Origin of the sequence: Kitasatospora sp. NPDC127111 (genome assembly GCF_042677465.1) — a bacterium.
Lineage (GTDB): Bacteria > Actinomycetota > Actinomycetes > Streptomycetales > Streptomycetaceae > Kitasatospora.
Window position 1 is genome coordinate 25,491 of record NZ_JBHXTG010000081.1, and the last position, 15,994, is coordinate 41,484.

The window sequence follows — 15,994 nt, forward strand, 5'->3', positions numbered from 1 at the left end:
CCGCCGCCCGGGGCCGCCGCACCGGGCCCCGGGTACCGGCCCCCGGTCACCGCGCTGGGCACGGGGGTGGTCCCCGGGGGCCCTTCCGGGGAACGCTCCGGTGATCAGACGGCGGCGGCCGTCTCCCGGACCTCGGCGAAGTGGCACGCCGACTGGTGCTTGGCCGCACCGGTCAGCACCTCCGGCACCGCCAGCAGCGGGATCTCGGTGGAGCAGCGCTCCTCCGCCTTCCAGCAGCGGGTGCGGAAGCGGCAGCCGGACGGCGGGTTGGCCGGCGAGGGGATGTCGCCGGTCAGGATGATCCGGTCGCGGGACTCGCGCGCCGTCGGGTCCGGCACCGGCACCGCGGAGAGCAGCGCCTGGGTGTACGGGTGCGTGGCGTTCTCGTAGATCTCCTCGTCGGTGCCGATCTCGACCATCTTGCCGAGGTACATCACGCCGACGCGGTCGGAGATGTGCCGGACGATCGAGAGGTCGTGCGCGATGAACATGTACGACAGCTCGAACTCGTCCTGCAGCTGCTCCAGCAGGTTGATCACCTGCGCCTGGACGGAGACGTCCAGGGCGGAGACCGGCTCGTCGCAGATGATGATCTCGGGCTTCAGCGCGAGACCGCGGGCGATGCCGATGCGCTGGCGCTGGCCGCCGGAGAACTGGTGCGGGTACCGGTTGATGTACTCGGGGTTCAGGCCGACGACGTCCAGCAGGTCCTGGACCGCCTTGCGGCGGTCGCCCTTCGGCGCCACCTCGGGGTGGATCTCGAACGGCTCCCCGATGATGTCGCCGACCGTCATGCGCGGGTTCAGCGAGGTGTACGGGTCCTGGAACACCATCTGGATGTTCCGGCGGACGGCCTTGAGGGCCGCGCCGGACAGCTTGGAGATGTCCTCGCCCTTGAACAGGACCTCACCCGAGGTGGCCCGCTCCAGGTTCATCAGCACCTTGGCCAGCGTGGACTTGCCACAGCCGGACTCGCCGACGATGCCGAGGGTCTCGCCCCTCGCCAGCTCGAAGGAGACGCCGTCGACCGCCTTGACCGCGCCGACCTGCTTCTTGAAGAGGATGCCCTGGGTCAGCGGGTAGTGCTTGACCAGGTTCTTGACCTCCAGGATGGGCTCAGCCATGGAGGGTCTCCTTCCAGAGGTGGCACGCGCTGCGGCGGCCGGTGAGCTCCTTGCCGTCCTTGTCCGTCACCTGGTGCAGCGCCGGGATCTCCTGGCGGCACAGGTCGGTGGCGACGTCACAGCGAGGGTTGAACGCGCAGCCGGCCGGAACCTTCAGCAGGTTCGGGGGCAGGCCCTTGATCGCGTACAGCTCCTGGCCCTTCTGGTCCAGGCGCGGGATGGAACGGAGCAGGCCCTTGGTGTAGGGGTGCGCCGGGTTGGCGTACAGCTCGTGCACGGGGGCGGTCTCGACGATCCGGCCGGCGTACATCACGGCGATCTTGTCCGCGACGTCGGCGACCACGCCGAGGTCGTGGGTGATCAGGATCAGGCCCATGTTGTACTCGGCCTGCAGCTCGGCGAGCAGGTCCATCACCTGGGCCTGGACGGTGACGTCCAGGGCGGTGGTGGGCTCGTCGGCGATGATCAGGTCGGGCTCCATGGAGAGCGCCATCGCGATCATGATGCGCTGGCGCATGCCGCCGGAGAACTGGTGCGGGTAGTCGCCGACGCGCTGCCTGGCGGCGGGGATGCGCACCCGCTCCATCAGCTCGATGGCCTTCTCCCGGGCCTCCTTCTTGGAGGCGCCGCGGTGCACCCGGAACATCTCGCCGAGCTGGGCGCCCACGGTCATCACGGGGTTCAGCGAGGACAGCGCGTCCTGGAAGATCATCGCGATCTTCTGACCGCGGATCTGCCGGCGCTCCTCCTCCTTCATGGCCAGCATGTCCTGGCCGCGGAAGAGGATCTGGCCCTTGCTGATCTTGCCGGGCGGCATGTCGAGGATGCCCATGATGGTCTGGGCGGTCACCGACTTGCCGGAGCCGGACTCGCCGAGCACCGCCAGGGTCTCACCGGCGGCGACGGAGTAGTTGACGCCGTTCACGGCCTTGGCGACGCCGTCCCGGGTGTGGAACTCCACGTGGAGGTCCTTGACCTCCAGCAGCGGGGTGCCAACCTCAAGGCGGCCGGTCTTCTGGTTCTTCTCGATCACGGTGGTCATCGGGTCGTCACCTCTTCTCTCAGCGGAGCTTCGGGTCGAGGGCGTCGCGGACCGCGTCGCCGAGCATGATGAAGGCCAGCACGGTGATGCTGAGCGCGGCCGACGGGAACAGCAGCACGTGCGGGGCCGCCAGGAAGCGGACCGACGCGTCGCTGATCATCAGACCCCAGGAGATCTCCGGGGACTGCACGCCGATGCCGAGGTAGGACAGCGCCGCCTCGGCACCGATGTAGACGCCCAGGCTGATCGCGGAGACCACGATGACCGGCGCGATGGCGTTCGGCACGATGTGCCGGAAGGTGATCCGACCGCTGCTGGCGCCCAGCGCGCGGGCCGCCATCACGTAGTCGTTGTGCTTGTTGGCCAGCACCGAGGCGCGCATGATCCGGAAGATCTGCGGCCAGCCGAGGACGGCCATGACCAGCGAGACGGTGTAGGCGTTGCCCTTGCCGAGCATCGACATGATCAGCATGCCGCCGAGCAGCAGCGGGATGGAGAAGAAGATCTCGGTGAAGCGCGACAGGATCGAGTCGACCAGGCCGCCCTTCCAGCCGGCCAGCAGGCCGAGGAGCGAACCGACCACGGTGACCAGCAGCGTGGTCAGGACACCGACGATGATCGAGTTGCGGGCGCCCCACACCGTGCGGGTGTAGACGTCGCAGCCCTGCACGTCGTAGCCGAACCAGTGCTCGGCGCTCGGGCGCGCGAGCGAGTTGCTCAGGTCGCAGGCGTTGCCGTCGAAGGGGCTGCCGCTGGTGAACAGCTGCGGCACGGCCGCCATCACCAGCAGGAGCAGCACCAGGGCGGCGCCGATGATGAAGATCGGGTTGCGGCGCAGGTCGCGCAGCGCGTCCGACCACAGGCTGGCCACCCGCTCCGGCTTCTGCTTCTTCTCCGGAGCGGCCTTCGGGCTGTTGTCCTCGGAGGGGGCCTCGCTGCCCACGGTGATGGTGTCACTCATAGCGGATCCTCGGGTCGAGCACGGCGTACAGCATGTCCACGAGCAGGGTGGTGACGAGGTAGATCATCACCAGCAGGGTGACCATGCCGACGATCACCGTGCCCTGCTTCTGGTACACGGACTGGGCGAGCAGGCCGCCGATGCCGTGGATGTTGAAGATCTTCTCGGTGATGACCGCGCCGCCCATCAGGCCGCCCAGGTCGGCACCGAGGAAGGTGACGATCGGGATCAGCGCGTTGCGCAGGGCGTGACGGCCGATCACCCGACGGCGCTTCAGGCCCTTGGCGACCGCGGTGCGGACGTAGTCCGCGCGCATGGTCTCCATCAGGCTGGTGCGGGTCAGCCGGGCGACGTACGCCAGCGAGGTGGACGCCAGCACGAAGGCCGGCAGCAGGTAGGCCCGCAGTCCGTCGTCCTCGTTGAAGGAGACCGGGAAGAAGTCGATGCCGTAGTCGTTCTTCAGCTTCACGCCCAGCAGCAGCTGGAGGATGAAGCCGGTGACGAAGACCGGGATCGAGATCACGAACAGCGTGCTGATGAGGACCAGCTGGTCGATGAACTTGCCCTTGCGCAGGGCCGCCATGACACCCGCGAGCACGCCCATGACCGCTTCGATGATGAAGGCGACCAGGGCGAGGTTGACGGTGTACGGGAACGCCTCACTGATCATGTCGGTCACCGAGCGACCGGTCAGGCTCTCACCGAGGTTCCCCTGGAAGACCCCCGAGATGTAGTTCCAGTACTGGACCAGGAACGGGTCGTTCAGGTGGTACTTCTGGCGGATCATCTCCGCCACGATCGGGTCGGCTCGCTTCTCGCCGGCCAGTGCCTGAACCGGGTCACCCGGCAGGTAGTGGACCAACGCGTAGATCAGCAGCGTCGCACCGAGCAGGACAGGGATTGCCTGTATCAGTCGGCGGATGACATAGCGGCCCATCAGACCTCCATACTTTCGGACAAGGAAGGGAGGCGGGAGGACTCGGACTGTAGTCCGGTCCGCCCGCCCCCGATCGTCTGACTACCGGATCAGCCGGCCAGCTCGACCTCGGCCAGGTTCATGCGACCCTGGGCGTCGGTGTCGAAGTTCTTGATCTTCTTGCTGTACGCCGCGGAGGACATGTAGGTGTACACCGGGATGTACGGCAGGTCCTGGACCAGGATGTCGTCGGCCTGCTGGTACAGCTTGATGGCCTCGTCGTCCGTCTTGGCCTGGTCGGCCTGGTCCAGCAGCGTCTCGAACTTGTCGTTGACGTAACCGCCGTAGTTCGAGCCGTTGTCGATCGCGATCTTGGAGAAGATCGGGCGCAGGTAGTCCTCGATCGACGGGTAGTCCATCGACCACGCCATGCGGAAGGCACCCTGGTACTGGTTGGCGCCGAGCGCGTCCAGGATCTTGCCGAACTTCTCGAACGGCTTGAAGGTGACCTCGATGCCCAGGTTCTTCTTCAGCTGGTTGCCGACGGCCTCGATCCACTCCTTGTGGCCACCGTCGGCGTTGTAGCCGAGCTCCAGGGTGTTGCCCGGCAGACCGCCGGCCTGGGTGAAGAGCTCCTTGGCCTTGGCCGGGTCGTACTTGGCCGCGTCACCCATGGCGCCCTTGCGGTAGCCCGGGATGAGCGGGTTGACGAAGTCGTCGGCCGGGACGCGGGTGCCCGAGAAGATGGTCTTGGTGATCGCCTCGCGGTCGATCGCCATCGAGATCGCCTTGCGGATCTCCGCCTTGGCGAACGCCGGGTTGGTCGAGATCGGGAAGCCGATGTAGCCGACGCCGGACTCCGGCTTGTAGATGTAGCGGTCGCCGAACTCGTTCTTGACGGTCGACAGGGCCGAGATCGGCAGCTTGTCCGTGGCCTGGATGTTGTCGGCGCGCAGGTCGTTGTACGCGGTGTCCAGGTTGTCGTAGACCTTGAAGGTCACGCCGTCGAGCTTCGCCTTGCCGTCCGAGGCCGGGAAGTTCTCGTAGCGCTTGACCTTGATCTGCTTGTTGTGCTCCCAGGCGCCGTCCATCTCGAACGGGCCGTTGCCGATCGGCTTCTCGCCGAAGGCCTTCGGGTCGGCGAAGAACGCCTGCGGCAGCGGGTAGAACGGGTTGTACCCGAGCATGGTCTTGAACTGCGAGAACGGCGCCGAGAGGGTGACGGTGAAGGTCTTGTCGTCGACGACCTTCAGGCCCTTGAGCTCCTTGGCGGTCGGGGTCTTGCCCTTGCCCGGAGCCAGCTCCTCGGAGCCCTCGATCTTGGAGTAGAAGGGGAGGCCCTCGGCGGCGTTCTCCTGGTTGGCGCCCCAGTTCCACGCGTCCACGAAGGACTTGGCGGTGACCTTCTCGCCGTTGTGGAAGGTGTAGCCGTCCTTCAGCTTGATCGTCCAGACCTTGCTGTCGGGGGACTCGATCGACTCGGCGATGCGCAGCTTCGGAGCGTTGGTCTTGCGGTCGTAGTCGACCAGGCCGGCGAAGACCGCGCCCACGACCTCGCTGCCCTCGGACTCCGCGGTGTTCTGCGGAACCAGACCGTGCTGCGGCTCGCCCAGCTGGACGGCGATGGTGCCGCCCGACACGCTCTTGCTGTCGCTGCTCTTGGAGCTGGTGCTGCAAGCGGTCGCAGCGAGGGCGATCGCGGTCGCCGCGACAAGCCACTTGGTCTGGGTTGCACCGCGCATGGGGGATGCCTCCTGAAATCGACTTTCCAACGAGGAGAGCACCACGGGCGGCTGACGCCGCTTCCGTTGTGCCGTCCGCGCTCGTGGTTTCGGCGCGCACCCCTGCGCGTTAACCCTTGACCCGAGCCTGACTGCACCAACTATGTGTCACGCACGGACACGAAAGTGACCAATGCCGATCTCAATTAGGTCACATGAACGGTCGGTAAGTTTCGAAAATCGGACATATGAGACATACTCAGACAGGCATTAAACGGACAGTTGTCATGAATGACGGACAGTGACGTTCGCTCAGCGGACACCCACCCGCGATAAGCGCTATTCCGTTTATACGCGCGTCGACAACTTGGAGTAGTTAAAACGAAGGCCCCCCTCTCCGTTAGGAAAGGGGGGCCATCGATTCGGCCTAGGCCTCAGCGGAAGGCATCACGCCTTCTTGGCACGCGAGGCGGTACGGCCACGGTCCTTCTGGTCCAGCACGACCTTACGGATGCGAACCGTCTCCGGGGTCACCTCGATGCACTCGTCCTCGCGGCAGAACTCCAGCGACTGCTCCAGCGAGAGCTTGCGCGGCGGGACGATCGACTCGGCCACGTCGGCGGTCGAGGACCGCATGTTGGTGAGCTTCTTCTCCTTGGTGATGTTCACGTCCATGTCGTCGGAGCGCGAGTTCTCGCCGACGATCATGCCCTCGTACACCTCGGTGCCCGGCTCGCAGAAGAGCACGCCGCGCTCCTGCAGGTTGGTCATCGCGAAGGCGGTGACGACACCGGCCCGGTCGGCGACCAGCGAACCGTTGTTGCGGGTGGTCAGGGTGCCGAACCACGGCTCGTGGCCCTCGTGGATCGAGTGCGCGATGCCGGTGCCGCGGGTGTTGGTGAGGAACTCGGTGCGGAAGCCGATCAGGCCGCGGGACGGGACGACGAACTCCATCCGGACCCAGCCCGAGCCGTGGTTGGACATGTTGTCCATCCGGCCCTTGCGGACGCCCATGAGCTGCGTGACCGCGCCCATGTGCTCCTCGGGGACGTCGACGGTGAGGCGCTCGACCGGCTCGTGGACCTTGCCGTTGACCTCCTTGGTGACCACCTGCGGCTTGCCGACGGTCAGCTCGAAGCCCTCGCGGCGCATGGTCTCGATCAGGATGGCCAGCGCCAGCTCACCGCGGCCCTGCACCTCCCAGGCGTCCGGGCGCTCGGTGTCCAGGACGCGCAGCGAGACGTTACCGATCAGCTCGCGGTCCAGGCGGTCCTTCACCTGGCGGGCGGTGACCTTCCGGTCCACGCGGGCGCCGGACTTGGCGTCCGCGCCCTTGCCGCTGCCGCCCCGGCCGACCAGCGGCGAGGTGTTGGTGCCGATGGTCATCGAGATGGCCGGCTCGTCCACCGTGATCAGCGGCAGCGCGATCGGGTTCTCCGGGTCGGCCAGGGTCTCACCGATCATGATCTCGGAGATGCCGGCGACGGCGCAGATGTCACCCGGGCCCGCCACCTCGGCCGGCTTGCGGGTGAGCGCCTCGGTCATCAGCAGCTCGGAGATGCGGACGTTGGAGATGGTGCCGTCGCGCTTGATCCAGGCCACGGTCTGGCCCTTGCGCAGCTCGCCCTGCTCGACGCGGAGCAGCGCGATGCGGCCGAGGAAGTTGTCGGCGTCCAGGTTGGTGACGTGGGCCTGGAGCGGCGCGTCCTCGTCGTAGGTCGGGGCCGGGACGTGCTCCAGGATGGTGGAGAAGAACGGCTCCAGGTTGTCGCTGTCCGCGGGGACGGTGCCGTTCTCCGGCTTGGTCAGCGAGGCGACGCCGTCACGGGCGCAGGCGTAGACGATCGGGAACTCGATCTGGTCCTCGTCCGCGTCCAGGTCCAGGAACAGGTCGTAGGTCTCGTTGATGACCTCGTCGATCCGGGCGTCCGGGCGGTCCGTCTTGTTGATGCAGAGGATGACGGGCAGCCGCGCGGTGAGCGCCTTGCGGAGCACGAAGCGGGTCTGCGGCAGCGGGCCCTCGGAGGCGTCGACCAGCAGGACGACCGCGTCCACCATCGACAGACCGCGCTCGACCTCGCCACCGAAGTCGGCGTGGCCCGGGGTGTCGATGATGTTGATGGTGATCGGCGCGCCGCCGTCCTTGGGGTGGTACTTGACCGCGGTGTTCTTCGCGAGAATGGTGATGCCCTTCTCGCGCTCGAGGTCGTTCGAGTCCATCATCCGGTCGTCCAGCTGCTGGTGGGCGGCGAAGGCGCCGGCCTGCTTCAGCATGGCGTCGACCAGGGTGGTCTTGCCGTGGTCGACGTGGGCGACGATGGCGACGTTACGGATGTCGTTGCGCGTGGGCATGCCTAGCGGATTCTCCCGGAATCGTGGGTTACGGCGCCCGGCCGCGAGACGCCGACCGGCGATCCCTGTTGATCGCCGCCGCCCGTTCCGCCTGCTACTACCGGTCCACCCGCCGGGCAGGACATGCCACGGCTTCCTCCTATCGTACGGGGAACCGCCCAGGTGGGCCGAAACGAGCAGGTCGGGCGGGATCAAGATCACAGGTGCGCCACCGGGTCTTCACCCGGCGGACGCCTCCCGGATCACTCCGGCCGGCCGTCGAGCAGGCCCACGTCCTGGAAGCGGGGCCAGCTGAAGCCCCAGGCGCCCGCGGCGGCGACGCCGTCGCGGACGGCGACCAGATCGGGGCGTTGGAACAGCGGCACCGAGTGGGCGAGCTGCCAGATCCGGGTGTCGGCCTCCTGGAGCAGGGCGAGGTGGGCGGCGGGGTCGAGTTCGGCGGCGGCGCGGTCGAAGAGGCGGTCGATCTCCTCCGTCCCCGCCCGGCCGTAGTTGGTGCCGGTCTCCAGGGCGCCGTCCGGGCCCGGGCGGGGCTTGGCGTAGACGGGGCGCTGGTCGGCCGCCGGGTCGGGGCCGGCCGGCCAGGAGAAGAGGGCGAGGTCGAAGTCGCCGGTGGTGAGGTGGTCGCGGAGGAAGGCCTCGGCGGGCACCGCCAGCGGGTGCAGGGCGATGCCGGCCGCGGCCAGGCCGGCGGTCAGGGCGTCCGCGGTGCGCCGGGCCAGGGCGGAGTCGGCGGGGATCACCAGGGTGAGCGCGAGCTCCTTGCCGCCCCGGGTCCGGGTGCCGCCACCGGACGGGCGCTTCCAGCCGGCCCGGTCCAGCAGCCGGCCGGGGTCCACGGCGCCGATCGCGCCGCTGTTGTCCTGGTAGCCCTCCTGGTCGCCGGCCAGCAGGTGGCTGCCGAGCGGGGCGGCGGGCAGGCCGAGCGGGGTGAGGGCGGCGTCGGCGATCCGCTGCCGGTCGACGGCCCGGGCGAGGGCCTGCCGGACGGCCGGGTCGGTGAGCGGCGCCCGGGTCGCGTTCAGGGTGAGCTGGGTGAGCGAGGCGGCGGACGCCCGGTGCACGGTGATGCCGGGCAGGGCCTCGGCCCGCCGGAGCGCCTGGGCGGCGGCCTGGGCGAGGTCGGCCGAGCTGCCGGGGGCCGCCTGCGCCCGGTCGACGGCCGCGGTGAGCGGGGCGATGTCGAGCCGGTCCTGGTCGAGCGCGTCCAACCGCCGTTCGGCCGCGGTGGCCAGGAAGTCGATGCGGTCGGCCTTCGGAGCCTCGCCCCACCAGAGCGGATTGCGCGCCAGGGTGACCCGCCCGCCGACCGCGTCGTACCCGGCCACCGTGAAGGGCCCCGCGGTCGGGTGGCCGTCGCCCGTCAGCGGGCGGTTGAAGGCGGCCGGGCTCGCGGTCTCGGCGGCCGGGTAGAGCGGGGCGAACAGGCCGCGCCACCCGGCGTACGGGCGCCGGAGGACGACCTTGATCTCGGACCGGTCCGCGCCCTGGGTGATCGAGTCGATCGCGTCGTACCCGGCCGGGCGGGTGCCGGCGTAGGCGGGGTCGAGGCCGGAGAGCGCGGCCCGCTGGGCGGTGAAGTCGGCCACCGAGAGCGGGGTGCCGTCGCTCCAGACCGCGTGCGGGTTGAGCCGGTAGGTGAGCACCTGCGGCTGCTGCCCGGGCGGGGTGGACTCGGCGGACTCCAGGTAGTCCGGGTCGGCCACCGGGCGGCCGTGCCGGTCGGGCCGGAACAGCGCGGGGTAGAGGGCGTGCGCGAGCAGCGCCGAGTCGGCCGTCGCCGCGGGCTGGTAGACGTTCAGCGTGGCGGGGACGGCGTCCAGCGCCCAGCGCAGCGTGCCGCCGTCCCGGAGCTCGTCCCGGTCGTACGGGCGGACGTCGCCGGTGACGGCGGCGGGCGGGGCGGAGGAGGGGACGGGCGCCGGGGTGCGGGCCGGGGCCGGGGCGCCGGAGCAGCCGGCCAGGGCCCCGGTGGCGAGCAGCAGCACGGCGGCGGCTGCGGCGGTGAGCTGGCGGACGCGCATGGCGGCCATGCAACGCCGCCCGGCCGGAGCACGGCCCGGCGACACGGCGGCCGCCGGGCGACTGCACCCGGTCGGCCGAGGGGGGCTCCTCGTCTGCTCGCCTCCGGGGCACTCCTGACCCGGCACCGACGGTCGGCGCTCCGGCGCTCGTCCCTCGCCCGCCGCTTCTCCCTCTCGGCACCGGCGCGCCCCTCCGGCGCGGGGCGGGGGACTCGCCCGCTCGCCTCCGGGCCGCTCCCGACCCGGGCCGAGAGACGAGGCCTGCGCTACAGCGCCAGCTCGAACCAGACGATCTTGCCCTTGGGCGTGCGCCGGCTGCCCCAGCGCTCGGCCAGCAGGCTGACCAGCTGGAGCCCGCGCCCGCCCTCGTCGGTCTCCTGGGCGCGCCGCTGGCGCGGCTGGGCGTAGCCGTCGTCCCAGACCTCGCAGACGATGCTCCGGTCGCGCAGCAGCCGGAGCCGGATCTCGCCGCGGCCGTGCCGGAGCGCGTTCGTCACCAGCTCGCTGACCAGCAGCTCGGTGGTGTCGACCAGCTCGTCGAGGCCGCGGGCCAGCAGCCAGCTGCAGGCCAGCTCGCGGGCCTTGGCCACCGAGGTGGGCTCGGGCGGCAGGAACCAGTTGCCGACCGCGTCCTCGGGGAAGGCGTGCACCTTGGCCATCAGCAGGGCGATGTCGTCCTCGCCGTGGTGCGGGTTCAGCTCACCGAGGACGTGGTCGCAGAGCTCCTCCAGGCCCTTGCCGTCGGCCGAGAGCGCGGTGCGGAAGGCCCGCAGGCCCTCGTCCAGCTGGTGCTTGCGGCTCTCCACCAGGCCGTCGGTGTAGAGGCCGAGCACGGCGCCGTCCGGCAGCGTGAGCTCGACCTCCTCGAAGGGCTCGCCGCCGACGCCGAGCGGCAGGCCGGGCGGCACGTCGAGCATCCGGGCGCCCTCGCCGGGGCTGAGCAGCACCGGCGGCAGGTGGCCGGCGTTGGCGAAGACGCAGCGGCGGGTGACGGCGTCGTACACCGCGTAGACGCAGGTGGCGAGGTAGACCTCGCGGGCCTCCTCGTCGGCGGTCGAGGTGAGCCGGCCGTACGGCGTGGGCGCGCCCGCCGGCGCGGTGTCGTCGCCGAGGCCGCGGGCGATCTCGTCGAGGGCGGTGAGCACCTCGGCGGGGTCGAGGTCGAGCATCGCCAGGGTGCGGACGGCGGTGCGCAGCTGCCCCATCGCGACGGCGGCGCGCAGGCCGCGGCCCATCACGTCGCCGATGACCAGGGCGGTGCGGTTGCCGGGCAGCGGGATGACGTCGAACCAGTCGCCGCCGACCTCGGTGTTGTTGTTGCTGGGCAGGTAGCGGCAGGCGATCTCCAGTCCGCTGGCGGCCGGGTTGCCCGGGGGCAGCAGGCTGCGCTGGAGGATCAGGGCCCGCTCGTGCTCGCGCCGGTAGAGCCGGGCGTTGTCGATGCAGACCGCGGCCCGGGCGACCAGCTCCTCGGCGATGGCGACGTCGCGGGCGTCGAAGGGCTCGCTGCCGATCGCCCGGGAGAGCTGGACCAGGCCGAGCACCTGGTCGCGGGCGACCAGCGGGACGATCAGGGTGGAGCGCAGCAGCGGGTCGGGGCCGGGCTCGGGAACGACGCTGCGGCCGGTGCGCAGCGCCCGGGCGTGCGGGGAGCGGCGCGGGTAGCAGAGGGTGCCGCCGGCCTCGGCGATCGGCAGGCCGGTGACGGAGCCGAGCACCGAGGAGGCGCCGCCGACCACGCTGGAGACGGCGACCCGGCGCAGTTCGCCGCTGCCGTCGGTGAGCACGCCGTCGCCGTAGCGGCCGGCGCTGGGGACGGTCTCGCCGGAGAGCAGCGCGGTGTAGAGGTCGACGGTGGCGAGGTCGCAGAACGGCGGGACGACGACGTCCAGCAGCTCCTTGGCGGTGGTCTCCAGGTCGAGGGTGGAGCCGATGTGCGCGCTGGCCTCGTTGAGCAGGGCGAGGTTGCGGCGGACGCCGTCGGCCTCGCGCTCGGCGACGTGCCGGCTGGTGACGTCGGAGACCTGGCCGGCGACGCCCACCGGCTGGCCGGCCGAGCCGTTCAGCCGGTACAGCGAGACGGCCCAGAGCCGGTTGCCCTCGCGGGTCGGGACGGCGGAGTGGAAGCGCAGGTCGAAGACGGGCTCACCGGTGGCGAGGACCTTGCGCAGGGCGGCGGTGAGCCGGTCCGCCTCGGAGGGCGGGAAGAGGTCGTGCGCGGTGAGGCCCTCCAGGTCGGTGGGGGCCAGGCCCATGCCGGACGCGAAGGCGTCGTTGACGCGCTGCAGCCGGAGCCGGTCGTCGAAGAGGACGAAGCCGGTGGGGGTCTGGCCGAAGACGGCCTCGGAGGCGGCGAGGTCGGTCTCGATCCGGCGCAGCCGGCCGAGGTCGACGGCGAGGCAGGTGGCGCCCGCGGTGGGCAGGGCGCTGTCGGGCATCAGGTAGAGCTCGGCGAGGCCCTCGCCGCCGGTGGCGTCGCGGTAGGGCGTGGTGCCGACCCACTCCTCGCCGGCCAGGGTGCGTTCCAGCCGGGCGCGGCCGCGCTGCCAGAGTTCGCGCGGCACGAAGGTGGTGATCGGGTCGGAGCCGACCGCCTCGGCGGCGGGCACCCCGAAGAACTCGGCGGCGCGCTCGCTCCACTGGCTGATCCGGCCGTCGGGGCCGATCGCGAAGGTGGCGACCCGGATGTAGTCGTAGATCGAGCCCGGGTCCCCGGCGCCCCACTGGTCGGTGCCGACCACCGGGTGGGGGTCGCGGCCGCGGGTGGGCGGCGCGGCCTGCGCGCCCGGGGGGACGGGCAGGTGTGGCGACCCGGCCTGCCCGGGCACAGCGGCATGACCGCTGCTGCTCGGCGCGTTACGCGCCGGGGTGCTGTTCAACGGACCGACCCCTCCAAACCCGCGACCGTCCGGATGTCGAGAAGACCGAGTATTCATCATCGAGGGGTACGTTCACACGCCCTCAACATCACAACATCAGATCGGGCGAAGGTTTTTGTCCTATCGCCCGCGCAACCACAATGCCACGCTCGCGCCCCCTGCCGGAGTGCGCGCTCCCCCCGGCCTCCCGATGGCATATGCAGCCCCGTTCTACTCGCGTCCTACTCGACGTCCGGCTCCTCGGGCTCATTACCCGGCAGGGCCTGCTCGAACCAGACGACCTTGCCCATGCCCTCGGCCCGGGCGCCCCAGCGGAGCGCCAGCCGACGGACGAGTTCCAGCCCCCGCCCGCCCTCGTCGGCCTCGGCCGCGTGGCGCTCGCGGGGCGGGTCGGGCAGCGGGTCGGAGATCTCCACCAGCAGCGTCTCGCCCAGCGTCAACCGTACGCCGATGGGTGCGCTCGCATACCGGACCGAGTTGGTGACCAGCTCGCTGACCAGCAGCTCCGCGGTGTCGGTCAGCTCCTCGACGCTCCACTCGGTGAGCGTGCCCCGGACCAGCCGGCGGGCCCGGGAGACGGCGGTCGGCTCGGCGGGCAGCGTCCAGCCGGCCGTCGGGGTGCCCGCCTGGCCGTGGCCCAGCCGGGCCAGCAGCAGCGCGACGTCGTCCGGTTCGCGCCCCTGCTCCATGGTGTCGAGCACGGCCTCGCAGGCCGCCTGGATGGACGCGTACGGCTGCTGGAGGACGGTGATCAGCCGGCCGAGGCCGACGTCGAGGTCCTTGTCCCGGGACTCCACCAGGCCGTCGGTGCAGAGCGCGAGCAGGCTGCCCTCGGGGATCTTCAGCTCGACCGCCTCGAACGGGACGCCGCCGACGCCGAGCGGGGCGCCGGACGGCAGGTCGAGGATCCGCCCGGTGCCGCCGGGCAGCGGGCCGCCGGTCCGGGTCGGCTCCTCGGCCTCCTCGGCCGGCACCACCAGCACCGGCGGGATGTGGCCGGCCTTGGCGACGGTCAGCTTCGCGGTCGCCGGGTCGAACACCGCGTAGACGCAGGTGGCCAGCAGCGCCTCGTCCGGCCCCTGGGCGAGGTCGTCGGCCAGCTCGTGGACGTGCCGCAGCAGCACGTCCGGCGGCAGGTCGAGGGCGGCCAGGACGCGGACGGCGGTGCGCAGCCGGCCCATCGTGGCGGCGGCCCGCAGCCCGTGGCCCATCACGTCGCCGACCACCAGCGCGGTGCGGTCGCCGGGCAGCGGGATGACGTCGAACCAGTCGCCGCCGACCTCGGTGCCGCTGCTGCCGGGCACGTAGCGGTAGGCGACCTCGACGCCCGTGGGCTGCGGGACCTGCTGCGGGAGCAGGGTGCGCTGCAGGGTGAGCGCGGCGGTGCGCTCGCGGGCGTAGAGCCGGGCGTTGTCCAGCGAGCTGCCGGCCCGGTCGGCCAGCTCGACGGTGAAGGCCAGGTCGTCCCGGTCGAAGCCCTCGCGGTACCCGGCCCGGCTGACCAGCAGCAGGCCGATCACGATGCCGCGGGCGCGCAGCGGCACCACCAGCATCGAGTGCACGCCCAGGTCGTGGGCGGCCTGCATCTTCGGGTCGCCGGGGTACGTGACGTCGCTCAGCTGGTCGGCCCCGGAGAGCAGCTCCGGGACGCCGGTGCGCAGCACCCGGCCGCAGGCGGAGTCCTCCGCGAAGGTGATCCGGGCGCCGCGGCGCAGCATCACCTCCACCTCGGGGCCGTCCTGGACGGAGGCGGTGCCGAGTTGGAGCAGCGAGGTGCGGCGGTCGTGGCCGTGCCGGGGCAGGTCGTCGCCGTGCGCGACGGCCTGCAGCAGGATGACGGCGGAGTGGTCGGTGAGCCGGGGCACGACGGCGCCGGCCAGCTCCTGGGCGATCCGGGAGGCGTCCAGCAGGTCGCCGACCCGGGAGCCGAACTCGTTGAGCAGCGAGAGCCGGCGCCGGGCGTGCTCGACCTTGGCCACCGCCCGGTAGCGCTCGGTCACGTCCATCACGGTGCCGGAGATGCCGAGCACCCGGCCGGCCCGGTCGGTCATCCTGCTGTACGAGATCGAGCGGTAGCCGGAGCGGGCGGTGACGGGCGAGGCGAGGGTGACGTCGATGACCGGCTCGCCGGTGGCCAGCACCTGGCGCTGGATCGCGGTGATCTCGTCGGCGGCCCGCTCGGGCAGGGTCTCGCCGGTGGTGCGGCCCACGTGGTCCTCGGTGGCCATGCCGTTCATCTCGGCGAGGGTCCGGTTCACCGCCGTGTACCGCAGGTCGGTGTCGAGGACGGCGATCCCCAGCGGAGACTGCTCGAACAGCGCGTCACGGACGGCGAGGTCCCGCTCGACGGCCCGGAGGGCGGCCGCCTCGGCCAGGTTGACCTGCAGGAACGGGGTGCCGTCGCCGTCCACGAGCAGGGAGATCCGGGCGTCCACGGCGACCGCGACGCCGTCCCGGTCGCGCAGCTCGGCGGGGCCGGCCCAGCGGCCGTGCCGCAGGGTGTCCTGGATCGCCGCGCGGATCCGGGTGACCTGCTCCTGGTCCGGGATCAGCTCGTCGATCCGGCGGCCGACCAGCAGCTCGTTCGGCCAGCCGAGCAGCTCCTCGGCGGCCGGGCTCCAGAGCACCACCCGGCCGGCGGTGTCCAGGATCGCGATGGCCACCCTGACCACGTCCAGCAGGTTGCCCCCGCCCTGCGCGCCGGCGCTGCCCGGCTCGGGGCCCGGGCCGCCGGGGAAGGGCCGGCCCGGGCGGCTGCGCAGGCCCGCCGGCGGGGCGGCGTCGGCGGCCACCAGGGACGGCGCGGGCTGCTCCGGCGGCGGGGCGTCGGGGGCGGGGCCCTCCCCGCGGCGTCGGCCGGCCGACGGCTGCGGCGACTGCGCCGGGCGCGCGCCGCGGCCCCCGCCGGGGCGGGGGGCGGCGCGCCCCCCCGGGCCCGCCCGGCGCACGCCCCCCCCGCCGCCCACCGGGCTCGA

General features: G+C 71.5%; 9 protein-coding genes. All 9 read right to left on the reverse strand.

The genetic code is table 11. The annotated features are described in order from the left end of the window. Nucleotides 1-104: 104 nt before the first annotated feature. Nucleotides 105-1,124, reverse strand: coding sequence for an ABC transporter ATP-binding protein (locus ACFVHB_RS33935; RefSeq protein WP_380329897.1), 1,020 nt, complete (start codon nucleotides 1,122-1,124; stop codon nucleotides 105-107). Further along, a complete protein-coding gene (locus ACFVHB_RS33940) occupies nucleotides 1,117-2,166 on the reverse strand; it encodes an ABC transporter ATP-binding protein (protein WP_380329899.1) in 1,050 nt (349 codons plus the stop codon). Before ACFVHB_RS33940 ends, ACFVHB_RS33935 begins: the two co-directional genes overlap by 8 nt. A 19-nt stretch (nucleotides 2,167-2,185) precedes the next feature. After that, on the reverse strand, nucleotides 2,186-3,127 hold the full coding sequence (locus ACFVHB_RS33945) for an ABC transporter permease (RefSeq protein WP_380329900.1): 942 nt from the start codon (nucleotides 3,125-3,127) through the stop codon (nucleotides 2,186-2,188). Next, nucleotides 3,120-4,064, reverse strand: coding sequence for an ABC transporter permease (locus tag ACFVHB_RS33950; protein ID WP_380329902.1), 945 nt, complete (start codon nucleotides 4,062-4,064; stop codon nucleotides 3,120-3,122). The genes ACFVHB_RS33945 and ACFVHB_RS33950 overlap by 8 nt, the downstream gene beginning before the upstream one ends. 89 nt (nucleotides 4,065-4,153) lie before the next feature. Beyond that, nucleotides 4,154-5,785: an ABC transporter substrate-binding protein gene (locus ACFVHB_RS33955; protein WP_380329904.1), complete on the reverse strand. Its 1,632-nt coding sequence runs from the start codon at nucleotides 5,783-5,785 to the stop codon at nucleotides 4,154-4,156. 426 nt (nucleotides 5,786-6,211) lie between these two features. Further along, nucleotides 6,212-8,116 carry a translational GTPase TypA gene (typA, locus tag ACFVHB_RS33960; protein ID WP_380329906.1) on the reverse strand — a complete coding sequence of 635 codons (1,905 nt, stop codon included), beginning with the start codon at nucleotides 8,114-8,116 and terminating at the stop codon, nucleotides 6,212-6,214. A gap of 242 nt (nucleotides 8,117-8,358) precedes the next feature. Then, a complete protein-coding gene (locus tag ACFVHB_RS33965) occupies nucleotides 8,359-10,140 on the reverse strand; it encodes an ABC transporter family substrate-binding protein (protein ID WP_380329908.1) in 1,782 nt (593 codons plus the stop codon). Between the two features lie 266 nt (nucleotides 10,141-10,406). Then, entirely contained in the window at nucleotides 10,407-13,019 is a 2,613-nt protein-coding gene (locus ACFVHB_RS33970) for a SpoIIE family protein phosphatase (protein ID WP_380329910.1), read from the reverse strand. Nucleotides 13,020-13,240: 221 nt separating this feature from the next. Continuing rightward, nucleotides 13,241-15,811 (reverse strand): SpoIIE family protein phosphatase, encoded by a 2,571-nt coding sequence (locus ACFVHB_RS33975; protein ID WP_380329912.1) that lies wholly within the window; start codon nucleotides 15,809-15,811, stop codon nucleotides 13,241-13,243. Nucleotides 15,812-15,994 lie beyond the last annotated feature (183 nt).

Coding starts and splice junctions, on each gene's coding strand:
- ACFVHB_RS33955 (WP_380329904.1), bottom strand. CDS start 5,785: ATGCGCGGTGCAACCCAGACCAAGTGGCTTGTCGCGGCGACCGCGATC.
- ACFVHB_RS33935 (WP_380329897.1), bottom strand. CDS start 1,124: ATGGCTGAGCCCATCCTGGAGGTCAAGAACCTGGTCAAGCACTACCCG.
- ACFVHB_RS33940 (WP_380329899.1), bottom strand. CDS start 2,166: ATGACCACCGTGATCGAGAAGAACCAGAAGACCGGCCGCCTTGAGGTT.
- typA (WP_380329906.1), bottom strand. CDS start 8,116: ATGCCCACGCGCAACGACATCCGTAACGTCGCCATCGTCGCCCACGTC.
- ACFVHB_RS33950 (WP_380329902.1), bottom strand. CDS start 4,064: ATGGGCCGCTATGTCATCCGCCGACTGATACAGGCAATCCCTGTCCTG.
- ACFVHB_RS33965 (WP_380329908.1), bottom strand. CDS start 10,140: ATGCGCGTCCGCCAGCTCACCGCCGCAGCCGCCGCCGTGCTGCTGCTC.
- ACFVHB_RS33945 (WP_380329900.1), bottom strand. CDS start 3,127: ATGAGTGACACCATCACCGTGGGCAGCGAGGCCCCCTCCGAGGACAAC.